The sequence below is a fragment of the Kribbella polygonati genome, assembly GCF_050320105.1.
Lineage (GTDB): Bacteria > Actinomycetota > Actinomycetes > Propionibacteriales > Kribbellaceae > Kribbella.
In genome coordinates, this window is sequence record NZ_CP190129.1 from 7,852,266 (window position 1) to 7,875,231 (window position 22,966).

19 protein-coding genes are annotated in these 22,966 nt (G+C 68.3%); 9 read left to right on the forward strand and 10 right to left on the reverse strand.

Annotation, left to right across the window (positions count from 1 at the left end; all coding sequences use genetic code 11):
• Positions 1–32: 32 nt before the first annotated feature.
• The 8 genes from ACQHIV_RS37710 to ACQHIV_RS37745 form a co-directional block, all read right to left on the reverse strand.
• Positions 33–2,594 (reverse strand): hypothetical protein, encoded by a 2,562-nt coding sequence (locus tag ACQHIV_RS37710; RefSeq protein WP_427889113.1) that lies wholly within the window; start codon positions 2,592–2,594, stop codon positions 33–35.
• Entirely contained in the window at positions 2,591–4,315 is a 1,725-nt protein-coding gene (locus ACQHIV_RS37715) for a phosphate ABC transporter substrate-binding protein PstS (protein ID WP_427889114.1), read from the reverse strand. Before ACQHIV_RS37715 ends, ACQHIV_RS37710 begins: the two co-directional genes overlap by 4 nt.
• 7 nt (positions 4,316–4,322) lie before the next feature.
• The gene (pstA, locus tag ACQHIV_RS37720; RefSeq protein WP_427889115.1) at positions 4,323–5,357 is read right to left on the reverse strand and encodes a phosphate ABC transporter permease PstA; all 1,035 of its coding nucleotides are present in this window, start codon (positions 5,355–5,357) and stop codon (positions 4,323–4,325) included.
• Entirely contained in the window at positions 5,357–6,340 is a 984-nt protein-coding gene (gene pstC, locus ACQHIV_RS37725; RefSeq protein ID WP_427889116.1) for a phosphate ABC transporter permease subunit PstC, read from the reverse strand. The genes pstA and pstC overlap by 1 nt, the downstream gene beginning before the upstream one ends.
• Positions 6,337–6,759: a hypothetical protein gene (locus ACQHIV_RS37730; RefSeq protein ID WP_427889117.1), complete on the reverse strand. Its 423-nt coding sequence runs from the start codon at positions 6,757–6,759 to the stop codon at positions 6,337–6,339. Before ACQHIV_RS37730 ends, pstC begins: the two co-directional genes overlap by 4 nt.
• Positions 6,760–7,185: 426 nt before the next feature.
• Positions 7,186–8,076, reverse strand: coding sequence for a hydroxymethylglutaryl-CoA lyase (locus tag ACQHIV_RS37735; protein ID WP_427889118.1), 891 nt, complete (start codon positions 8,074–8,076; stop codon positions 7,186–7,188).
• Positions 8,073–9,347 (reverse strand): hydroxymethylglutaryl-CoA reductase, degradative, encoded by a 1,275-nt coding sequence (locus tag ACQHIV_RS37740; protein ID WP_427889119.1) that lies wholly within the window; start codon positions 9,345–9,347, stop codon positions 8,073–8,075. Before ACQHIV_RS37740 ends, ACQHIV_RS37735 begins: the two co-directional genes overlap by 4 nt.
• 96 nt (positions 9,348–9,443) lie before the next feature.
• A complete protein-coding gene (locus tag ACQHIV_RS37745; RefSeq protein WP_427889120.1) occupies positions 9,444–11,270 on the reverse strand; it encodes a helix-turn-helix domain-containing protein in 1,827 nt (608 codons plus the stop codon).
• Positions 11,271–11,396: 126 nt separating this feature from the next.
• On the opposite strand from ACQHIV_RS37745, the gene ACQHIV_RS37750 reads away from it, so the two are divergent.
• From ACQHIV_RS37750 to ACQHIV_RS37765, 4 genes are read left to right on the forward strand one after another with little or no spacing between them, the layout of a single operon-like run.
• Positions 11,397–13,436 (forward strand): hydantoinase/oxoprolinase family protein, encoded by a 2,040-nt coding sequence (locus ACQHIV_RS37750; RefSeq protein ID WP_427889121.1) that lies wholly within the window; start codon positions 11,397–11,399, stop codon positions 13,434–13,436.
• Positions 13,437–13,454: 18 nt separating this feature from the next.
• Positions 13,455–15,575 carry a hydantoinase B/oxoprolinase family protein gene (locus tag ACQHIV_RS37755; protein ID WP_427889122.1) on the forward strand — a complete coding sequence of 707 codons (2,121 nt, stop codon included), beginning with the start codon at positions 13,455–13,457 and terminating at the stop codon, positions 15,573–15,575.
• Complete coding sequence (locus ACQHIV_RS37760; protein WP_427889123.1) at positions 15,568–16,800, forward strand: CaiB/BaiF CoA transferase family protein; 1,233 nt, start codon at positions 15,568–15,570, stop codon at positions 16,798–16,800. The genes ACQHIV_RS37755 and ACQHIV_RS37760 overlap by 8 nt, the downstream gene beginning before the upstream one ends.
• On the forward strand, positions 16,801–17,589 hold the full coding sequence (locus ACQHIV_RS37765) for an enoyl-CoA hydratase/isomerase family protein (RefSeq protein ID WP_427889124.1): 789 nt from the start codon (positions 16,801–16,803) through the stop codon (positions 17,587–17,589).
• Positions 17,590–17,919: 330 nt separating this feature from the next.
• Here the strand turns inward: ACQHIV_RS37765 and ACQHIV_RS37770 are convergent, their stop codons facing one another.
• Positions 17,920–19,122: an epoxide hydrolase family protein gene (locus ACQHIV_RS37770; RefSeq protein WP_427889125.1), complete on the reverse strand. Its 1,203-nt coding sequence runs from the start codon at positions 19,120–19,122 to the stop codon at positions 17,920–17,922.
• 80 nt (positions 19,123–19,202) lie between these two features.
• Between ACQHIV_RS37770 and ACQHIV_RS37775 the strand changes: the two genes are divergently transcribed.
• On the forward strand, positions 19,203–19,799 hold the full coding sequence (locus ACQHIV_RS37775; protein WP_427889126.1) for a TetR/AcrR family transcriptional regulator: 597 nt from the start codon (positions 19,203–19,205) through the stop codon (positions 19,797–19,799).
• Here ACQHIV_RS37775 and ACQHIV_RS37780 read toward each other — a convergent pair.
• Positions 19,796–20,032, reverse strand: a complete 237-nt coding sequence (locus ACQHIV_RS37780; RefSeq protein ID WP_427889127.1) for a hypothetical protein — start codon at positions 20,030–20,032, stop codon at positions 19,796–19,798. The two genes, ACQHIV_RS37775 and ACQHIV_RS37780, sit on opposite strands and share 4 nt — an antisense overlap.
• 653 nt (positions 20,033–20,685) lie before the next feature.
• Between ACQHIV_RS37780 and ACQHIV_RS37785 the strand changes: the two genes are divergently transcribed.
• From ACQHIV_RS37785 to ACQHIV_RS37800, 4 genes are read left to right on the forward strand one after another with little or no spacing between them, the layout of a single operon-like run.
• A complete protein-coding gene (locus ACQHIV_RS37785) occupies positions 20,686–21,348 on the forward strand; it encodes a hypothetical protein (RefSeq protein WP_427889128.1) in 663 nt (220 codons plus the stop codon).
• Between the two features lie 46 nt (positions 21,349–21,394).
• Entirely contained in the window at positions 21,395–22,006 is a 612-nt protein-coding gene (locus ACQHIV_RS37790; protein ID WP_427889129.1) for an RNA polymerase sigma factor, read from the forward strand.
• Complete coding sequence (locus ACQHIV_RS37795) at positions 22,003–22,710, forward strand: hypothetical protein (RefSeq protein WP_427889130.1); 708 nt, start codon at positions 22,003–22,005, stop codon at positions 22,708–22,710. The genes ACQHIV_RS37790 and ACQHIV_RS37795 overlap by 4 nt, the downstream gene beginning before the upstream one ends.
• A 15-nt stretch (positions 22,711–22,725) precedes the next feature.
• The gene (locus tag ACQHIV_RS37800; protein ID WP_427889131.1) at positions 22,726–22,947 is read left to right on the forward strand and encodes a hypothetical protein; all 222 of its coding nucleotides are present in this window, start codon (positions 22,726–22,728) and stop codon (positions 22,945–22,947) included.
• The last annotated feature ends 19 nt before the right edge of the window (positions 22,948–22,966 follow it).

Here is a 22,966-nt window from a genome sequence, read left to right on the forward strand (position 1 = left end):
GCCAGATGAACGACCGGATTGCAGCACCTGAATCACGTCTTCCGGCGTTTTGCGCGCTGTGTGGCGACGACGCGCAGTCCGATGCCGCCGAGGCCGGCGATCGCGCCGACCGCGAGTACGAGCGTGAGGATCCAGCCGGCCATTCCGACGAGCGTCGGCGGTGTGCTGGTCCGGGCGGCGCGGGGGATCGGGGAGAGCGTGACCGGTGGCGGTGAGGTGGAGACCGACGGCGACTGTCCGGCCACGACCGACGGGTTTGGCGAAACACCCCCAGGCGAGGTGGAAACGGTGCCGGGCGGTTGGGCTGTGTTCGTTCCGATCGGGCCGCCGCCGGGGTTGCCTGGATCGCCGGGCGACACGGGCGTACCGCTGGACGACGGTGTCGATGACGGGGGAGTCGGGGTGCGGGTCGGCGGCGGTGGTGGGGTCGGTTGTGCCTGGCGGAGCTGGGCGGCGACCGCGAGGGTCTTCTGCCGCATCTTGCCGGGCAGTGGCGCGTACCCGGCCGGCAGCCGGCCTCGTTCCACGCCGGGCTCCTGGCCGGTCGTCGCGGCGTACTCGAGGAACTTCGCGTACTCGGTGCGCGCCTCCTGGTCCTGCTGGGTGTTCACGGCCGCGTACGTGACGATCGTCAACGGGTACGCCGTCGGCGCGTTCGCCGTCGGGTCGATCGAGAGCACACCGTCGACGCCGGAGTCCTTCATCGCGTCGACACCGGCGAGCAACGCCGAAGTGGTCGGAGCGACGAACTGGCCGGACGCGTTGCGCAGGCTGGCCATGCGTACGCCGTACCGCTCGGCGTCGGCGGTGTCGGTGACCCCTAGCGCCCAGCGCCGGCTGACCGGCAGCGGCGGCGAGTTGACGTACGCGGGCAGCGGCTGCTTGAGCGGATCCCAGACGCGCCGTTCGCCGGCGTCGGATCGCAGTACCCGCTGTGCGATGTTGGCGAAGCTGCCCAGGTACGGCCGCAGGTCCTGCGTGCAGTACTGCTCGGGCGCCGTGACGGGGTTCTTCGCGCAGGTCGGGTCGGCCTTCGGGAAGTTCTGCGGCGCGTCCTTGGTCAGGTTGTACTGGGCATAGTTCGGGTTGACGACCATCCCGTTCTCGTCCGGCTTCCCGCCGAGCCAGTCGCGGGCCTGGGCGTCGGCGATCACCCACCGCCAGACCTCCCGGATCGCCGCGGCGTTGCCGCCGACAACCATCAGGCCGCGCGGCCCGCTGGCGAAGTCGGGGAAGTGGTCGAACTCCGGATTGAGCTGCCGGAACTCCGGGTCGTAGGTGATGTAGTACGGGTTCTGCTTGAGCTGTGGATGCGGCGGATCGCCCGGGACGTCCTGCTGGTACGACTGCGTAAGGAGCTTCGCCACCAACCGCGGCGTGAGTTTGATGTCCTCGATCAGCCGGCCGCGCTTCTGCTGCGCGTCCTCGGGGGCGAACGTACCGGGGTCCTCGTCGACGAGGAACGCGATACCGATGCCGGAGATCGCGACCGGAGCGTGCACGACCTCCGGCTGCCCGGCCTTCGGTACCACCGGTGGGCCGGTGAACGCGAGACCTGGTGCGCCGTCGAAGCCACTGAGCAACTGCTGCGCGGCGGTGCCGTCGCCGAGCGGTGCATAGCCGTACGCCGCTCCGCCGCCCGCGCACAGTGCGGGCTGCCACGACACCATCGCGTCGGAGATCAGCTCCGAACCGACGGTCAGCCGCTCCTTCGCGCCGATCGAGCAGAAGCCCTGCACCGGATCGAACTGCAGTGGGACGGCGATCCGGTTCTCCCAGTTGGTCGCCGACAGCGGCGAGTTCGGGTCGAGTGACTGGTCGTTCAACGGCGAACCGTCGGCGGCGTGCTGGCCCTTCGGCACGATGACCAGCCAGCACGACCTGCCCGTGAGTTGCGTGCCGGACTTGATCGGTGCGCCGCACCCGAGATGCGGGGATTCCGTGACGGTTTGCAGCCAGAACACGGCCTCGCCGGTGCCGTCGGCGGCGATCGGTACCCACGGTTGCTCGTTCGTGCTGTTCGCGCTGAACAGGTCGACGACGAGGCCGGCGTACCCCGTCGGTGGTTTGCGGGGCGGGCTGGACGGCGTGTCCCGGCCGGCGTCGATGTAGGTGCCGCCGGCAGCCGACTTGAACGGCAGCGAGGGCGTCGTCTGTTGGGCCGTGACCGGGATCGGCTGGTGGGTCTCGCGTGGATCGAGCGACGGGAACACCGCCCGCGAGGCGTCGCCGGACCGGCTCGCGATCGGCGCGGGTAGCCCAGCTCCGAACTGACAGGTCTCCCGGAAGTCGGCGGCGTTCGGGTCGGGGCCCCAGCACTGCATCAGGCTGAGGTAGTTGTACGTGAACGACCGGCGGGGCGTCGGTGATCCGCCCGTCCAGTTCAGGTGGATTGCCTGCGCGGTGAGGTTCTTGGTCTGCGAGACGGTGATCTTCAGGTTGGAGAAGTCGTCGTACCGGCCGGGGTGCCCGCTGACGGTCACGGCCGAACTCGATCCGTCAGCGGATTCGGTCGGGGGCTCGGACAGGCCCGCGGCGGACGCGCTGACGACGACCAGCGCGAGGGCGCAGAGCCGGGCGATGTGGTGTCTCACTTGCTGCGTCCGGTGTAGCGCATGATGAGCGGCGGCGCGATCACTACGCTCAGCAGGAGCAGGCCGACCAGCAGCATGATCGAGTGCTGCTGCTGCCAGCCCTTCGGCTGGGCCATCGCGACGGGTTGGGCGACAGCTTGAACCTCGCCGCCGGCGACGACGTTCTGGCCGTTGCCTTGCTGTTCGCCTGTGTCGGGGTCGACCACGGGCTTGGTGCCTGGTGTCACGGCGCCACCCGGTCCTGGCTTGCCGGTGGTGTTCGTGCCAGTGGTCCCCTGGCCGGTCGGGTTCTGCGTACCGCCGCCCCCACCGCCACCGCCCCCGCCACCTCCACCGCCGTTCTTGTTGTTCGTGTTCGGGCCGCTGGTCTGGCCGCTGCCGGGAGTGTTCGATCCGCCGCCGTTGTTGCCGCCACCGCCGGACGGCGGCGTCGTCTGCTGCGCCCCGCCGGTCCCGGTACCGCACTGGGCGGTCGCCCCCTTGCGGTCACATTCCGGCGGGTACGGCGCGTTCTTCGCCAGCAGGTTCGTCCCGTCCGGAGAGAATGTGGGATTCCGGCAGGATTTGATGTCCGTGGTCTTCCGAACGGCACCGGGAATGCGCTGGACCTGCTTCAGCGCTGCCTGCACCAGGTTGATCGGCAACGGCGAATATCCTTGCGCGGGCGTACTGCGCTGCCCTTCACACAGGAAGTAGTACGCGAAATCCCCGAGCGTGTATCCCTTGTCCGCGGTGAATCCGTATTCCAGCGCCAGCGGCAGAATCATGTATGAGTACGACGACAACGGGTACGCGCGCTTGTCCGCGTTCCGGTAGACGCCGCTCAGGTCCTGCGTCAGGTACGCCGGCGAGCTCGGGTTCTCGTTGATCCGCGCCTGCAGCAACCCGACCGCGACATTGGACGGTGTCGGCTCGACGTAGTACCCGGACGAGTTCAGCACCTTGACGACCGGGAACTGGTTCTCCTGCGCGTACGAGTACTCGACGTACGTGATCGCGCCCTCGCCGTACTGCTGGGCGACGTACCCGGCGACGTTGTCCGACCCGGCCTGCGCCTGCCAGCCGGGCAGCGTCGGGTAGTACGACGTCTGACCGCACGGTGTCGACCGGCCGACGCGACGGCAGAAGGCGTTCCACAGCGCCGGGTACTGCAGCGACATCCACATCGAGAACTGCGCCGACGTACCGGATCCGTCCGAGCGCACCACCGGCACGATCTTGCGGGCGGGCAGCGCGAGGCTCGGGTTGTCGGCGCGGATCGCGGCGTCGTTCCAGGTCGTGATCACCCCGGTGAAGATCTTCGTCAGGGTGTCGCCGGACAGCCGCAGGTTGGTCACCCGCTGACCGTTGATCTTGAGGTTGTACATGAACGACGTGCCGCCGGCGACGATCGGCATGTAGGCGTACTTGCGGATCGGCGCCGGGTCCGCCGAGTTCGTCCCGGTGTCCTTCAGGCCGTACGGGATCTCCGACACGGCGTAGTCGACCGTGCCCTCCTTGAACTGCGCGCGGCCGGTCGACGAACCCTGGTCCGCGTAGTTGACCCGCATCCCGTACTGGCCGACGTTCGTGATCCACTGCTGGATCGCGTTGGCGCTCCAGGTCGAGCCGGAACCGCTGATCGTGACATAGCTGGCCGCCGACGCGCCGGCGGCCGCCGACGTCAGCACCAGAACGATCGCCACCAGTGTGGCGGCGACTCTGGCGGCAATGGTCCTCATCTGTGCGTTATCCCTTCCTGCCAAGGGCTCGTCCGATCGCGAACAGGATCAGCACGAGGATCATCAGTACGGCCGCGGCGCCGAAGCCCCGGGCGACCATCTCGGGTTGCGGCGACTTGACGAAGGTCAGCGTCGCCAGCGGCAGCGAAACCATTGGTCCCTCCAATGGATTGAGATTCATCCGGGGCGTCAGCCCCGCGGTGAGCAGCACCGGTGAGGTCTCGCCGATGCCGCGAGCGGTGCCCAGGATGACCGCCGTGGTCAGCCCGGACCGCGCGGTCGGCAGCGTGACGTGCCAGACCGTGCGCCACTGACCGGCGCCGAGCGCGTACGACGCCTCCTTGAGCGTCCCGGGGACCAGCCGGAGGACGACGTCGGCGGACCGGATCACGATCGGCAGCATCATCACGCTGATCGCCAGTCCCGCCGCGATCCCGGAGAAGCCGACGCCGAGCAGGACGACGACCGTGACGTACACGAACAGCCCGGCCACGATCGACGGCAACGCGGTCATCGCCTCGACGATCGTCCGGACGAACCGGCTGAACGGCCCCGGGATCTCACTCAGGAACACCGCGCAGACGATGCCGAGCGGCACGGTGATCGCCAGCGCGATCGCGATCATGATCAGCGTACCGGCCATCGCGTGCAGCACACCGCCGACCGTCACCGGATCGACCGGACCGGCCTTGCTCATGTCCTGCGTGTAGAGATTGAGATGCGGCAGCGTCGTACGTGCACGCCAGAGTGTGTAGGTGACGACGGAGACGAGCGCACTGAGCACCAGCAGCGCGAGACTGTGGACGACGACCGCGGCCAGCCGGTCGCGCACCGCCAACCCGTTCTCGTCGAACGACACCAGCAAGGCGTAGAGGGCGAGGAACAGTACGTAGTCGACGACGACGAAACCGATGACCCCGTTGAACGGCGCCAACCGCGTGAAGATCAAGGCAGTCGTGGCCGTCGCTCCTGCGAGGGCGCCGACCAGCGCGAAGACGTCCGTACGCCGTACCGACGAGGTGTCCCGGAACTGCTCGTCCATCATGCCTCGCTGGCGGTGCCGGAGCGGGTCCGCGCGACGATCGTCGACGCGGCGAAGTTCACGATCAGCGTCATCAGGAACAGCGCGAGCCCGGCCGCCATCAGCGCCGACATCCCGAACTGCGTCGCCTCGCCGAACCGCAGCGCGATCAGCGCGGAGATCGAGTTCGCCCCGCTCTGCAGGATGTGCGGCTGGATCGTGAAGACCGGCGAGATGATCAGGTACACCGCGATCGTCTCGCCGAGCGCCCGGCCCAGCCCGAGCATCGTGCCGCCGATCATCCCGCCCGCCGCGAACGGCAGGACGACGGTCCGCACCATGCCCCAGCGGGTGGCGCCGAGCGCGTACGCTCCCTCGCGTTCACCGGCCGGCGCCTGCGAGAACACCTCACGCATGATCGAGCAGATGATCGGCGTGATCATCAGCGCGACCACGATCCCGGCGATGAACGTCGACGTGGTGAACACCGCCATCGGCGACAGCGGATCCGCCGCGTCGTACCCGTCGACCTTGAAGACCGGGATCCAGCCGAGCCAGGTCGCCAGCCACCGGGACAGCCCGATCACCTTGCCCTGCAGGAGATACGCGCCCCAGAGTCCGTACACGATGCTCGGCACGGCGGCCATCAGGTCGACCAGGCTGATCAGCGTCGGCCGGACCCGGCGGGGCGCGTACTCCGCGATGTACAGCGCCGTACCGGTGGCGAGCGGGACCGCGAGGGCCACCGCGACGACGGCGATCAGGACCGTACCGGTCAGCACTGCGGCGATGCCGAAGTTGTACGAGTCCGGTTCCCACGTCTCGGTGGTCAGGAACTTGAGTAAGCCCGCTTTGGCGAGCGCCTGCCGACCGCGATAGAGGAGGAACAGGCCGACCAGCAGCATGATCGCCAGGACCAGCAAGCCGGCCGTCCTGCTGAGACCACGGAACACGTGGTCGGCCGGGCCGATCCTGGTCTTCACCACCCGCGGCTGGTCGGTCACGACGCGGCTCCGGTCGAGAGTTCGTCGGTGGGTACCGCGCGCGGCTTGCCACCTCGGCGTGCCGGGTCGATCTGCCGTACGCCGTCCACCAGCGTCGCCGTCGGAACCGCCGTCAGGAACGCGTTGAGGCTGTACCGGCACTCGCGCTCTCGTTGGTAGTACCGCGCGGACCGCGCGACAACGATGTCGGCAAGACTGACCCGCCAGGTCCACTGCCCGATGATGGCGTCGGTCGCCATCGACGACTCGACCTGCCCGATGCCGCCCTGCACCCGGGTCACGTCGTCACGGCAGGCCTGATAGCTCGGCCAGCCGTTGGCGCCCCGTCCGAGCTCCCTGTTGTTCGGCGACGCGAGCAGCCACCGATAGGTGGACGTCTCACCCGAAACCGCCAGAAAAATGAACCGCGAAAGCCTCACCACGCCCGCCCTTCGACAGCAGCAAGTACCCTTCGCGACCGTCCGCTACGATGCTGTGGCGGACCGTGGCGGCCGCGCCCCCGGGTGCGACAAACTCTGAGTAGCGAACATGTCGGCACAGCCAGGCCATGGTTTACGCCGGACATGCCAAACGTGAACAGCACCGTGAACAAGCAGAGTCCAACGCTGGCCCGGCCAACGGCTCTGGTCCATGCCTGCGGACCAGTGGGGCAACCTCGAGGAAGCCGGTTCGGCAATCGTGGTGATCTCGGAGATGGTGATGGCATCTTCGGGCGGCGCATGGGCTTGGCGGCCGGCGCCGTTCGCGGTGACCGGAACACCGACTCCCACAGCGGGTAGTTCGCCGGCCTGAGTCCGTCGGGGGTTGATCTTCGAGAGGCAGAACGGTTGGTGGAAGCTTCAGCGTCACCTAGTCATCTGTTCGGCCAGCCAGGTGCTGGTGGCAATGAGTTTGGTGCGGTCGACGCCGGTGTGGATGCCGAGGCCTTCGAGTTGCCAGAGGAGGGGCTCGGTGGCGAGGTTGCCGGTGGCGCTCTTGGCGTACGGGCAGCCGCCGAGGCCGCCTGCTGAGGTGTCGACGGTGGTGACGCCGTTCTGGAGTGCGGCGAGCGTGTTGGCGAGGCCCTGGCCGTAGGTGTCGTGGAAATGTACGGCGATCGAGGCGATCGGGATGCCGGCGGCGGTGAGGGCTTCGAGCAGGGCGACGACGCGACCAGGGGTGGCGACACCGATCGTGTCGCCGAGGCTGAGTTCCGTGCAGCCCATGGACAGCAGCCGAGTGGCGACGTTGACAACCTGGCTGATTGGTACTGCGCCCTCCCACGGATCGCCCCAGCACATCGACAGGTAGCCGCGTACCGACATTCCGGCCGCGCGCGCCTGTACGACGACCGGTGCGAACATGTCGAGGGACTCCGCGACAGTGCGGTTGAGGTTGGCCTTGGCGAAGGACTCGGTGGTCGCCGCGAAGACCGCGATGTCGGTAACGCCGAGGTCGAGGGCGCGCCGGAGACCCCGCTCGTTGGGTACGAGGACCGGGTAGCGGACACCCGGTCGCCGGTCGAGGCGACGAAGGACCTCTTCCGCGTCGGCCAACTGCGGCACCCATCGTGGATGCACCAGGCTGGTCGCCTCGATGACGCTGTGGCCGGCGTCGGCGAGCCGGTCGATGAACTCGATCTTCACCTCGGTGGGAACCGGCGTGGACTCGTTCTGGAGCCCGTCACGGGGACCGACCTCGCAGATGGTGACGGCGTCGGGAAGGCCGGGGAGCGGGTGGGTTCCGTAGATGTTCATTGCCGGGATCGCAGTTCGGCGAGTACCTGTTCGGCGTAGTCGGCGCGGACTTTCCGGTCGGTGACCAGGCGGGCGACGACGGCGGGGACCTCGGCGGCGGTCGCGCCGACGGTGGAGGCGATGTTTCGGGCGTGCAATGACATGTGCCCGCGTTGGATGCCTTCGGTGGCGAGCGCGCGGACGGCGGCGAGGTTCTGCGCGAGGCCGACTGCCGTGATGACCTCCGCGAGTTCGGCGGCGGTGCGGACGCCGAGCAGAGCGATCGCGGCTTGTGCGGTCGGGTGGACCTTCGTGGCCCCGCCGACGAGACCGACCGGCATGGGCAGTTCGAGCGTGCCGGCCAGGTTGCCGTCGGCATCCTTCTCGAAGCGGGACAGTGAGGTGTAGAGGCCGGCTGGGGAGACGGCGTGCGAGTGGGCGCCGGCTTCGACGGCTCGCGTGTCGTTGCCGGTGGCAAGTACGACGGCGCTGATGCCGTTCATGATGCCCTTGTTGTGCGTGGCGGCGCGGTACGGGTCCGCTTCGGCCAGTGCGGCGGCATGGATGATGTTGGTGACGACCTCGGGGCCGCCGAGCGCGTCCGCGTCGAACACCGCGCGGGCGCGGGACAGCCGGAGGTCGGCCTTGTTGGTGAGGATCCGCAGCAGGCTGGTGCCGCCCGCGATCTCGGCCGCGCGGGCGGCGACCGCCTCGGCCATCGTGTTGACCGCGTTGGCGCCCATGGCGTCGCGTACGTCGACCTGCAGGTGAGCGACCACGTAGACGCCGGCGCGGGAGGAGACCAGCCGGACCGCGATGTCTCGTACGCCGCCGCCGAACTCGACGAGCTTGGGGTCCTGCTCGTTGGCCAAGGCGATCAGTTCGTCGCGCGCCTCGAGCAGCCGGACCCGGCCGGCTTCGGGATCGGCGACGCCGACGATCTGAACCTGGGCCTGCATCACGGGTGCGGTCGAGGACGTGGTGAAGCCTCCGTGCAGGCGAGCGATCTTGGCGGAGTTGCTCGCTGCCGCGACGACCGAGGCCTCCTCGGTTGCCATCGGCACCAGTACGTCGACGCCGTTGACGACGAAGTTCGTCGCGACTCCGAGCGGTACGCCCAGGACTCCGGCCGCGTTCTCGATCATGTGGTCCGCCAGGCCGATCCTGAGACCATGGGCTGGGTCGAACGCGGCGATCGAGCCGGGATCGATGCCGGCGGCTCGAGCGATCGACGTACGCCGGTCCTCGACGGAGAGATCGCGGAGACCCGGGATTCGGCTGGTGCGCGGCATGGCGGCCCTCCTCGGTGCGGCTGCGGTACGAGGGACGACGCTAGCCGTCGGTGTAGCCGCCGGGAACGGACCGACGGTCCACAAGAGGTGGCTGTGCTATGGACTTTTGGTCAGCTCCGCGAGGCGTACCGCGACCGTGATTCGGAACAGCCGGTCGGGTTCCTGCCAGTCGTCGCCGAGGAGCTCGCTGGCGCGTTCCAAGCGCTGGAGCACGGCGTTCTTGTGCAGGTGGAGCGCACGGGCCGTGGCGACCGGGCTCATCCGGTTGCTCAGGTAGGCGGCCAGGGTCGGCAGGAGCTTGCCGACGTGTTTGGCGTCCCAGTCCAGGATCGGGCCGATGACCCGCCGCACGTACGCCGCTACGCGCGCTTCCCCCGGTCCGAAAAGGGCGACGTACGGAAGGTACTCGTCCGTGGTCACGGCGACGTCGGTCAGGCCCAGCGACGGCAGTATCCGTACGCAGGACGCCGCGGCTTCGACCTGGGCGCGCAGGTCGTCGGAGAACGCAGCGCCAACCGTCAGCACAGGGGCTCGCACTGCGCGGCTCACTGTGGTGTGGACGAAGGTGCTTGCGGCGGACGGGTCCGCATGCGACGTGAGCACGACAGCCCGTTCGGCGTGTTCGCCGGCCGGCCCTCCGGTGCGACGCAGGGCGCGGATGGCGTCGCGGCGCAGTTCGGCCGGGACGGAGACCACGACCACCGACCGCAGTTCGTCGAGCCGGATGCCGCGGGCACGGGCGCGGGATGCGACCTCGCCGCGCCGGTCGGCGTCGTCGGACAGCAGGTCGGCGAGCAGATCGCTCCGGACCCGCTGCTCGGCCTCGATCATCGCGTCCTGCTTGAGGTTCAGCAGCGCCGTGATCTGGGCGGCGCGCTCCGCGGTGCGCAGCTCGACCGGCCCGAACTCCAGTTCGCCCTGCTCGAGCAGCAGTGCGCCGAGCAGCGCCGGCCCGGCGAGGACCGCGACCGCATAGGTGCCATCGGCAACCGGCGAGCAACGTCCGCTGCGGCGGCTCCGATCGACGGCGTCACCGACCGGACCGTCAAGGTGCTCGGGATCGAGCATCGTGACCTGGCAGCGCAGCGCGCGGCCCAGCGCGATCGCGACGTCGGACGCGGCGCCGCCTTGCAGAACGAGGCTGGTGAGATCGCTGTGCACCTCACTGGCCCGCTCCATCGCCTCGACGTGGCGGGACAGTTCGCCGTACGCGCGCCGGGTCTCGTCGGCCGACTCCTGGGTACGGGCGAGCAGCCGCGCGGTCTGCAGCACGATGGCCGCGTGGTCCGCGAAGGCCGAGAGCAGCGAGATCTCCTCGGGGGAGAACGCATGCTCGACCCGGTTGGCGGCGAACAGCGCGCCGATCACCTCGTCACCCGCCAGCAGCGGCACGCCGAGCAGCGACACCAAGCCTTCCGCGGACACCGCCGCATCGATCGCGGAGTCGTGCGGCGCCTCCGTCATCACGGCGTACTTCGACGTCCAGGAGGGCCGGCGTCCTTCGACGACCTGGCTCGCGAGGCCGACACCGGGCGGGACGCGCAGGCCGAGGAACGACGGTTCGACCGTGCCGAGCGTCGTGCGCACGCGGAGCTCGCGGCTGTCGGGGTCGAACTCGGACAGGTACGTGACGTCGGTGCCGACCAGGTCGTGGGCGCGCTCGACGAGCCGGCCGAGCAGTTCGTCGACGTCGCGCAGCTGGGCGAGCTCGCGGGCCGAGGAGAACAGCGCGGTGAGCTCCTGGTCGCGGCGTCGCCGGCGTTCCGAGGTGGCGGCCAGGCGGCGGATCTCGGCGCCGACGCGCAGGGCGTCCGGCCGGGACAGGTCCGCGTCTGCGAGCAGGTTGTCCACGTCGACCTCGTGCTCGGCGGAGGCAGCCTGGAGGAGGCTGACGACAACGTCGACCGGGAGTGTGTCCGTCACGGAGTGCTCCTGAGTGTACTGATGGTCCAGTAGACCTTAGTAGATCGTGGATAAACATCACATAGCTTGGTGGGGGTGGTGCTCGTACAGTCCTGGGATATCCGACCCGGCCAAAGGAGAGCGAGCATGGCGCTGCATGTGGGCATTGACGTCGGTGGGACGTTCACCGACGCCGTGGCGATCGTCGACGGGCGCGCGATCCGTGGCAAGGCGTTCTCGACCAAGGACGTGACCACCGGGATCCTCGACGCGATCGGCGTACTGCGGGAGCGCGCGGGGATGACCGAGGCCGACTTCCTCGGCGCGGTCGACCGGTTCGTCCTGGGCAACACGATCGTGACCAACGCGGTCGACGAGCAGAAGTACGCCGCTGTGGGCCTGCTGACCACCCAGGGCTTCCGCGACACGCTCCGGATCGCCCGGTCGGCCCGTACGGACGAGCGTGACCCGCACCGGATGGCGCCGCCGCCGGACATCGTGGACCGCCGGCGGATCGTCGAGGTCGCCGAACGGGTCGATGCGCACGGCAACGTTCTGGTCGCGCTCACCGAGGACGCGATCGCGGAAGCGGTCGACGCGGTGCTCGCGACCGGTGCCGAAGCGGTTGCCGTGTGCCTGCTGTGGTCGTTCCGCAACGCCGCGCACGAGAAGGCCGTCGGCGAGTACCTCGACAAGCACCATCCGGGAGTCCCGTACACGCTGTCCAACGCGTTGACCCCCGTGTACCGCGAGTACGAGCGGATGGTGACGACAGCGCTCGACGCCGCGGTGAAACCGCTCGTCGCGTCCCACTTCGATCAGCTCGCCGACGAGCTGTCGAGCAGAGGGCTGCGGGCCCGGGTACAGATCATGCAGGTGCACGGCGGGTTCCTGTCGGTGGAGGAGACCGGGAAGGCCCCGATCTCGATGTTCAACTCCGGGCCGGTCGGCGGCGTGACCGGTGCGCGCCTGCTGGGCAAGCAGCTCGGTCGCCGGCGGGTGCTGACCGCCGACATGGGCGGCACGAGTCTCGACGCCGCCGCGATCATCGACGACGAGTTCCGGCTGTTGCCGCGGGCCGAGATCGGCGGCCTGCCGACGAGCCTGACCGCGGTCGACATCGAGACCATCGGCGCCGGCGGCGGCAGTCTCGCCTGGGTGGACGGGCGGAACCTGCTGCGGGTCGGTCCGCACAGTGCGGGTTCCACCCCCGGACCGGCCTGCTACGGCAAGGGCGGAACGCAGCCCGCGGTGACGGACGCGGCGCTCGTACTCGGGCTGATCAACCCTGACTACTACCTCGGCGGCACGATCCCCCTGTACGAGGACCAGGCCCGCGCCGCACTCCGCAAACACGTGGCCGAGCCTCTCGGGATCACCGAGGAAGCGGCGGCGGAGGGCGTGTACCGGCTGGCGACCTCGCAGATGTCCAACGCGCTGCGCAAAGTCACCGTGAACCGCGGCCACGATCCACGGGAGTTCACACTCGTCGGCTTCGGTGGTGCCTGCGGGCTGTTCGCGGCAGGCATCGCGGCTGAGGCCGGGGTCGGCGAGGTCGTAATCCCGCGCAACGCGGCGGTGTTCTCGGCGCACGGCCTGATGCATGCGGACTCCGTGTTCTCGGCCGTACAGACGAGCCCGTGGACTCCGGCCCATCCGGCGGCCGCGCTCGACAAGGAGTTCGCGGCGCTGGAAGCGCGAGCGCACGCGTGGTTCGAGGCCGAGGGGATCCCCGAGGACAGGCGTGAGCTGTATCGGGAGGCGGACATGAAGTTCGTCGGACAGATCTTCGAGGTGACGACGCGGCTGCCCGCCGGCACCTTCCGCGAGGCGGACAAGGAGACGCTGCACGCACAGTTCGTCGCCGACTACGAGGAGGAGTTCGGGGCAGGCACTGCCTGGACCGAGGCCGGCATTCTGCTCGTCAACTCCCGCGTCCGGGCCATCGGCCGCAGTGAAGTGCAAACCGTGGAGCACGGCGTCGGCGAGGCGCGGCACGAGGTCACCCGCCGTACGGTCATCGAACCGGTGACCGGCGGCCGCGTGGAGCTCGACGTACACCGCGGCTTCGACGGCCAAGCGACCGGGCCGTGCCTGCTCGAAGAGCCCGACACCACCGTGTACGTACCCAGCGGGGCGACCGTCGAGCTGACCCCCGGCGGCGACTTCCTGCTCCGACTCGCCTGATCTCCGAAGGAGAAGACCATGACGTCGTACACACTCCCCGCAGGGTTCGACCCGGTGACGCTCGAGGTAATCCGGATGCGGCTCGACTCTATCGTCGAGGAGATGGGCATCGCGATGATCCGATCGTCCGGGTCACCGGTCATCACCGAGGCCGGCGACTTCAACACGGCCCTGTTCGACCCCACCGGCCGGATCTACGCGTACTCGGACTACGTGCAGTTCCACATCGGCTCAGGCAGCGTCGCTGTACAGAACCTGGTGAAGGCGATCGAAGGCGAGCCGCTGGCCCCGGGTGACGCGTTCATCTGCAACGACCCACATACCGCCGGGGCCAGCCACCCGCCGGACACCAACGTGATCTCGCCGATCTTCCACGGCGAGGAACTGATCGGCTGGGCCCAGTCGCAGGCGCACCTGGTGGACGTCGGCGGCATGACCCCGGGCGGCTTCGCCCCGGGCGCTCACGACTGCTACGCCGAGGCGCTGCGGCTGCCGCCCGGCGTGAAGATCTTCGAGCGCGGCGAGCCCGTGGAATGGGTACGCCGCATTCTGCTGAACAACGTCCGCGTGCCGGTGCTGTACTGGAACGACGTACGCAGCCTGGTCGCGAGCAACAACACCGGGATCCGGCGGCTGCTGAGCACGATCCAAGAGTTCGGTCTGGACAAGTTCCGCGAGTACTCGAAGCTGTCGTTCCAGCTGGCCGAGCAGGTCGTACGCGACCGGATCCGCGCGATTCCCGACGGCACCTACACCGCCGAGGAATGGACCGAGCACAACGGGCATGTCGACGAGCTGTACCGGGTCGCGTGCACGATGACCAAGCGCGACGACCAGATCACCTTCGACTTCAGCGGCTCCAGCGAACAGACCGACGGCTTCGTCAACTGCAGCTACGGCGCACTGGTCGGTAGTGTCGCCACCGCTGTCGTGCCGATCCTGGCCTGGGACGTCCCGTTCAACGAAGGCGTCATGACCGCCTTCGACATCGTCGCCGAGCCCGGGTCGATCGTGAATCCGCGCCCGCCCGCGCCGATCAGCAACGGACACCTCACCACCGGGGCACGGGTCAGCCGGGTCGTCACCAAACTGATGAACGACGCCTGCCGGGGCAGTGCCGACGACACCGTCCGCGACCGCACCCAAGGTGTCTGGGCCGACTCGTGGACGGGTGGCATCTCGGCCGGTACGACGGACGACGGCGACTACTTCGTCCTGTTCAACATGGACGGCGGCGGGATGGGCGCCGGCGCCCAGCCGGACCGCGACGGCCTCGACTGCGCGGGCATGATGACGCAGGTCAACAACATGCTGCCGGACGTCGAGATGAACGAGATGCTGTACCCGGTGCTGTACCTGTGGAAGCAGCTCGACACCTCGAGCGCCGGGCACGGTGCGCACCGCGGAGGGCTCGGCCTGCGGTTCGCCTGGACGCTGCACGGAGCGCAGGAGGTGACGCAGACCGTGTTCGCCCCGACGGCCCAGGTCGTTGCCGACGGCTACGGTGGCGGACTGCCCGGCGGTGGCAGCGGTCACGAGGTGTGGCGTGGTACCGACGTGGCTCGGCTGTTCGCGGATGGCGTCGTACCGACCCCGGACACGCTGGCTCCAGCTGATCGGGAGTTGCTGGCGATCAACCAGCAGTCGGTCAGTGTCCGGGCCGGGGATGTGTTCGTGCAGTGGATCGCAGGCGGAGGCGGGTACGGCGACCCGCTGCTGCGGAGGACCGAACTCGTGGCTGCGGACGTCCGCGACGGCTACGTGACCGTCGAGACCGCTGAGCGTGCGTACGGCGTGATCGTTGCCGATGGCATCGTTGATGAGGACGCTACTCGCCGGACGCGTGCTTCTCTGTACGAGCAGCGCCTCGGCGGCACCCCGGCTCGGCCGGTCTCAGACGGCTCCTCCGCGCCACGACGGGACAGCGAGGGCTGGTACGTGCCCGCCAGCGGTGCTCGCCTGGGGACGGCGGACGACTGGCGCGGTGCGGCGCGGAAAGCGACGTATGTTGCCGCGGAGCGGTTGGCCGACTACGGAGTCCGGGTGCGTCCGCGAGCGAATGTGCTGATCGACGAGTACTACAGTCCTTCGTGCGGGACACTTCTGGAGGCCTCGGTCCGAGTGGAGAGCCATGGATGAGATGCCCGGCGGCCCGTCCAGCGGCGCGCTGCGCGGCATCGTCGTACTCGACATCACCCGGGTCGTGGCCGGCCCGTTCTGCTCGATGCTGCTGGCGGATCTCGGCGCGACCGTGATCAAGATCGAGAACCCTCATGAGCCGGATTACGCCCGCGCGTTCCCGCCGACGCTCAAGGCGAGTTCGGGCGAGGAGTTCAGTGCCTTCTTCGCGCAGTACAACCGGAACAAGTTCGGTCTCACTCTCGACCTGGCCAGCCATGACGGCAAGCAGTTGCTCAAGGACCTGGTGCGGCGGGCCGACGTACTGGTCGAGAACTTCCGGCCGGGCACGATGGACAAGCTCGGCGTCGGGTACGACGTACTGCGTGCGGAGAACCCGCGCCTGGTGTACACAGCGATCTCCGGCTACGGCCAGACAGGGCCGTACCGGCGCCGGCCGGCGTACGACAACAGCGCACAGGCGACCGGCGGCCTGTGGTCGATGAACGGCTTCCCTGACCGCCCGCCGGCCCGCGTCGGCACGATCATCGGGGACCTGTCGGCGACCTTGTACGCCGTCATCGGCGTACTGGCCGCGCTGCGGCACGCGGAACAGAGCGGGGAGGGGCAGTTGGTCGACGTATCCCAACAGGACTCGGTGCTCAGCCTCACGGAGAACGCGGTGGTCTCGTACACGGTCGACGGCAAGGTCCCCGGTCCGCTGGGCAACGAGCACCCGTTCGTGAAGCCGTACGAGCTCTACCCGTGCAAGGACGGGTTCGTGTTCTTCGGCGGGTACACCGACAAGTTCTGGCGGCTGTCGTGCCATCTGTTCGGGCAGCCGGAACTCGCCGACGATCCCGAGATCGACACCATGGCCAAACGGTTCGAGCCGGAGGTCTACGAACGCCGCGTACGGCCTGTGCTGCACCGGTGGTTCCAGGACAGGACGAAGATCGAGCTGGAGGAGATCGTCGGCGACGCCGTACCGCTGAGTGCGATCAAGGACATCGGTGAGGTCGTCGAGGATCCACAGATCGCGGCCCGCGACATGGTCGTGGACGTGGAGTACCCGGACTTCGGCGAGCTGCGGATGTTCGGTTCGCCGATCAAGCTCGGCGGCACGCCCACGCAACCCCGGGGTCTCGCACCGAAGGTCGGCGAGCATTCGGCGACGATCCTGCGAGCCCTCGCGGGCCTCGACGACGAGCAGATCGCGCAGCTGCGCACCAAGGGGGTGATCTGAATGGGTGGCATCACGCTGGAGCGCGACGGTGCGGTCGCGATCATCCGCTTCGACCGTCCGGACAAGCTGAACGCGCTGACCCTCGCGATGTACGACGAGCTCGGCGCGGCGTTCGCCGAGGTCCGCGACGACGACTCGCTCGCGGTCGCGATCCTCACCGGCAGCGGCGACCGCGCGTTCTGCGTCGGCGCCGACCTGACCGAGTCCATCCCGGCGCTCGCCGAAGGCCAGTTCGACATCTCGGAGTGGGACGCCGCGCACCAGAAACACACCAGCCTGTTCAAGCCGGTTATTGCCGCGATCAACGGCCTGTGCCTCGGTGGCGGCTTCGAGATCATGCTCTCGACTGACCTGCGCATCGCCGCCGACACCGCCGAATTCGGGTTGCCGGAGAGCGGCGTCGGCGTCGTACCCGCCGGTGGAACGCTCACCCGGCTGGCCCGCCAGATCCCGTACGCCTGGGCGATGGAGCTGATGCTCCTGGGCGACCGCATCCCGGCCGCTCAGGCACTGCGCTACGGCTTACTGAACGACGTCGTACCGGGTGCAGACCTGCTCGACGTCGCGCTCGAGCGTGCCGATCGGCTCGTGCGCAAGAGCGGGACCGCCCTCGCGACGATCAAGGAAGCGGTCCTGCGCCTCGGCGACCTCCCGCAGGACCAGGCCTTCCACAGCGAAGCCCTCTACGGCCAGCGGGCCTTCACTGCCCCCGACGCCCACGAGGGCCTCACCGCCTTCACCGAACGCCGAGTGCCGGACTTCCCGTCTCGCCGAGCAATTTCCTCGTGACTCACCGGCAATGGAGACAGGCCGGATCGCCGGTCGGCGCCAGGCCGTACTCCATCTTGAAGGCGGCGGCGAACGCGTCTCCGATGTGTAGCCAACGCGCTCGGCCACCGAGCGTAGCGGGGCTTCCGAGTCGCGGAGGATCCGGGCCGCGATCATCATCCGCCACCAGCTCAGGTAACTCAACGGTGGGCGTCCGGCCAGGGTGCTGAATCTGTCTTCCATCACCAGTTGGAACCCGGCTCCCGCGAACGGCTCGTGTTGCGCCTCCAGGGCTCGGAAGGGCTGGTGAGCGCCGAATGCGGCGTACCGGTTCGTACAGCGGTGATCACGTCACTCAGCATGTCCATTGATCCTGCCTAGGTGGGATTCTTGAGCGCGAAGGGAGCGAAGACCAGCGCGGATTTCGCTGACCAGGATCTCGGGCTGTTCCAAAGCCGCGAAGTGCCCGCCCTTGTCAGCCTCGCCGTAGTGGATCAGATTGCTGTAGGTGTCTTCGATCCAGCTTCGGGGCAGGCGTGGGATGTCCCTCGGGAAGACAGTCACCGCGACCGGAAGCGTCAGCTTCGGGCCGGCGAAAGTGGCTGCCCTGTTCTCCCAGTAGATGCGGGCCGACGACGCTGCGCTGTTGGTGAACCAGTACAGCGAGATCGCGTCGAGCATGGCGTCCATGCTGAGGATGTCCTCGGCGAGTCCCTGGTTGTCGGTCTTCGACTGGAACTTCTCGTAGATCCAGGCTGCCTGACCAGCCGCAGAGTCCGCCAGGGCAAACCCGACGGTCTCCGGCTTCGTACCTTGCAGGTGATTCGACCCACCGAGCTCGCCGGTGTAGAGGGCGAGGGTGTCCACGGCGTAGCGCTGTTCGGGCGACAACGTGTCCGGGATCTGTGCGGGGAAGGCGTACTGGGTGTTCAGATGAATACCGAGCAGCCCCTCTGGCTGCATGGCCCCGAGGGCGGTGGTGACGACGGCACCCCAATCGCCTCCTTGCGCAGCCCACCTCGGGTAGCCCAGGCGCTTCATCAGCTCCACCCAAGCGCCGGCGATGCGCGATACATTCCACCCGGTCTCCGTGGGCTTCTGGGAGAACCCGAACCCGGGCAGCGACGGTATGACGACGTCGAACGAGTCTGCGGCGTCTCCGCCGAACGCGACCGGATCGGTCAGTGGGCCGATCAGCTTGAGGAACTCGACGATCGATCCCGGCCATCCATGCGTCAGGATCAGCGGCATCGCGTCAGGATTCTCCGACCTGACATGGATGAAGTGGATGTCCAGCCCGTCGATCTCGGTCAGAAACTGGGGAAACCGATTGAGCTCGGACTCGAAGCGCCGCCAGTCGTAGCCGCGCTCCCAGTACTCGACCAGCGCTCTGGCGTTCTCCACGCGAACCCCCTGCGACCAGTCGTCCACCGTCTCCGGGGCCGGCCATCGGGTCCTGGCCAGTCGCTGCTTCACATCGTCGATCTCCGAATCCGGGATCGAGACGGTGAACGGGCGGACGAGGGTCGCGGTCGGCGGCGTCGATGTGGTCATTGCCTTCTCCTCCTGGAGTTCCTCATTGCACACCAGTGTGCAATCTACTTCACTGCACACTGGTGTGCAAGAATGGTCTGGTGCCTGCCGAGTCCTCTCGTGCGCGCTCGACGAACGCGACGCGCGATCGCATCCTCGACGTCTCCCTCGAGGTGCTGGGAGACAATCCCGACGCCGGGATGGGCGACATCGCTGCCGCTGCCGGCGTCGTCCGTCGTACCGTTTACGGCCACTTCCCCTCGCGCCTCGACCTGATTCAGACACTCACCGACCGGGCCGTCACGGAGATGACGGCCGTGCTCGCCGAGGTGAACGCCTCAGCGGCGGAAGCGGACGCGGCGTGGGTCGAATTCATCGCTCGCGTCTGGCCGGTGGCCCATCGGTACCGGGTGCTGCTGGCGCTACGGCGCGGCGAGTACGGCGAGGCGATCCACAGCCTGCTCGGGCCTCTCGATGAGCTCCTCGCAGGCCTCGTGAAACGGGGCCAGGACAGCGACGTGTTCGCGCAGCACCTGCCAGCAGGCATGCTGAGCCAGCTTTCCTATGGGGCCGTGTTCACCATCGCGGACAGTGACCGGACGAACGGCTCCCTCGGCGCCCGAGCAGCAACGATCACGAGCCTGCTGATGCTGGGAGTTCCCGAGCCGCGCGCACTCGTTCTCGTGGACGGCCTCTAGCCGGCGACGATCGCGCATCGGCCCGAGCCGATCACACATTGGGCGTCCTCTGCGATCGCCATACCGTCGAAGTCATGACTTCCACGATTGCCGTGTACGGCGTCGGCGGATATACGGGCAAGCTCGTCGTCGCGGAACCGGCTCGCCGCGGTGTCTCCGCCGTACTGCTCGGCCGCAGCCTCGGCCGCCTCGCCGGAGGAGCCGACCGTCGCCAGGTGGGCAGCGACGATCACGATGCCCTCATCAGCGCCTTCGACGGGTGCGACGCGGCGATCAACTGTGGGGACCGTTCACGGTCGCTGGTTTCTCGATCGCCCGCGCGGCCATCGCGGCCGAGGCGCACTCCGCCTGGTTGTCGACGGCACCAAGTCCGGCGTCCTCGCTCCCGCCCAAGCCTTCGATGCCGCAGACTTCCTCGACCACTTGGGGCCACCCGGCGCGCGGTGTTCGACCGCCTCGTGGAGGCGGACGCGGAGGCGAAGAGAACGATGGGCCGGGTATACGTTGCCTCCAGCAACAGTGCGCGCGCGAGCCAAGGAAGGAAGGGTGCCGGAACCATGGCCCGACGCCCTCGGACAGCGGTCAACCGGTTGGAGGCGTCCACGTCCACCGCCGTGCACCTGCTTGGTGCGCGCCCTGTCCCACTTCGGCAAGAGCCGAGCTCGAGTGTTACCTCCGATCCATGCACCCATCACGAACCGTAATCAGTCGACAACCGACCGGCGGCACCGAGACATCGCAGCTGTCGTGATTCGTTCTCGGGCGAAAGGGACCCGCGTCATTCGGCGACGGCCGAAACCTCGCAGCGGGCCGATGGGCCCGAGTCGACGATGAACTCCTCCGCCACGGTCTCCGTCTGGGAGCTGGGCACTGAGAGGAGAGCAAGATGTCCGTGACTGCGATCAGTCGTCTCGTCAAGGCCGTCGCCATTGTGGTTGTCGCGGTTGCCGCTGCTGTCGCGCCGGCCGCGGCGGCGCCCACGTCCGGTGGATCTTCACCCGCGGAGATCACGGCCGCGGTGATGCACAGCCCGGACCCGCACGCGGCGTTCCACGCTCTGAGCGCCGCCGATCGGGCCACGTTCCTCACCGCGTTCGCCAATCAGACGTCGGTCACTGTGATCGACCGAGGCGGACCCTACGTGCCGACAGCGGCTGAACGGGCCGATATGCAGACCGGCCCGGTGCCTGCCCGGATCAAAGCTGACCTGACCGCGGTCTCCGGATGCTGGTACCGCTATTGGTACAAGTCCTGGTACGACCTCGGCATCCACGACGGTGACTCCTGGATGCAACTGAACTGGTGCAGCTCCAACAGCAGGATTACGTCCTGGAGCCAGAGTAACGTTGGGTGTGGCGGCCATTACGGCGCGACCTGCAAGGTCGGTGGGCGCGCCGATCTCAACGTGGGGTGGGAGGTCCGATCGACCCGCTACTACCAAGCTGACTTCTTCGGCTTCAACAACACCTTCTGCATGCAGATCCGCGGCGGAGCCACCGGCCTGTACTCGGAGAACAGTTCGGCGAAGGGCGGTTGTCCGCTCAGCTGACAGGCTGTGGGAACCGCGGGTACGCCGACGGGTATAGGGGAGTGTGGTGAGCGAACCGGCTGACGCGGTCTTGTGGGATCGGATGCGGTCAGGAGATCTTGACGCCTGGGGCGTGCTGTTCGACCGGCACGCGGCCCGGGTCTACCGCTTCTGCGTGCGTTTCCTCGGAGGTTCCCAAGACGCTGAGGACACGCTGTCCGACACCTATCTCGAGGTCTGGCGCTCGCGACGGTCGTTCACGGTCCGGCACGATTCGGCGCTTCCGATCCTGCTGGCGATCGCGCGCCGCGCCGGGCAGAAGCGGCTGCGATCCGCCCGGCGTCTGACCAAGCATGACGGCATGGCCATGGCCGGTTCACCAGAGGTGGACGACATCGCCGATCAAGTCGTGGCGGACGACGAGGCAGAGCGACGTCGAGCTTGGTTACGGAATCAGGTGGCGTCCTTGCCGCCGCAGTTCCGGGACGTGTATGAGCTCGTCGTGTACGCCGAGATGCCGTACGACGAGGTCTGTCGGGTCTTGGGGGTACCGCCCGGCACCGTCAAGTCCCGGATGGCACGCGTGCGCCAGATCCTGCAGGGGCGGGCTGACGCTGCCGGACCGAACGACCGCCAAACCAATGCAAACGCTCTCATCGGCGAAGGGGCGCAGTCATGACCGACATCGTTGACGATGGTGTCTGGGCCGTCGAAGACCTGTCCGCGTCGCGGCGCGTCGGGCTCAAGAACGATCTGCTGACGCGGATCAATCGCGAAGAGCGACGACATCGGCAGCGGGTTGCCGGGGGAGTAGCCGCCTCGGTCGTGGCTGTTGCCGGTGCGGCCGTCGCGGCGATGCTGACGTTCGTGCCGACTGCCAGCGCCTCGTGGACCGCCGTCCCGGCGCCGTTGGCCATTTCATTGGATGACCCCATGGTCCAGCAGTGCCTTGCCGACCTGCCGGATCGGCCGGTCGGGCTGGTGGGCAAGGCGCAGCTGGTGCCCGTTGCGGCCGAGAAGCGCGGTACGTCACGTGCTGCTCTGCTCGGGGGGAGCGACAGTCAGGCGATCTGCCTGGAGATCGGCAAGTCACGAGGTGGCGGGCGCACGCTGTCGCCGGCCCTCCCTCCGGGCCATGAGATCTCGGTGGCGGGGAACGGTGGAGCGATCGATGCCGGCTCGGGCGACCGTTATGTCTACGGTCGCGTTTCCCGGCGGGTCATGACGGTCTCGGTCGTGACGACGACGGGTCTTCACGTGACGGCTTCGGTTGCCCAAGGCGCGTATCTCGCTTGGTGGCCTGGCGGGTCGGCCCCGGCGACTCTTGTCGCCGAGGACGCAAACCACCAGGTGATCGCTACGATGAAAATGGCATCCCGCTAGATCGAGGGGTCTCGAATGTTCGGTGTCAGCTGGGTCGAGGGGCTGATCTTCCTCTGTCTACTGGCCGCGGCGGTGTTCTTGATTCGCCGTCTGCTTCGCCGGCTGCTGAAGCCTTGGCGTCGCTCGTCCGACGAGCCCGACGCTACCCCGGACAAGCCCGCGGACTCGCGCGACTGGACCACCGACGTACTTGACGAAGCCCGCGGAACCCAGCCCCGTGATCAAGACCGTGACTGACCACTTGTCCGTACGGGCG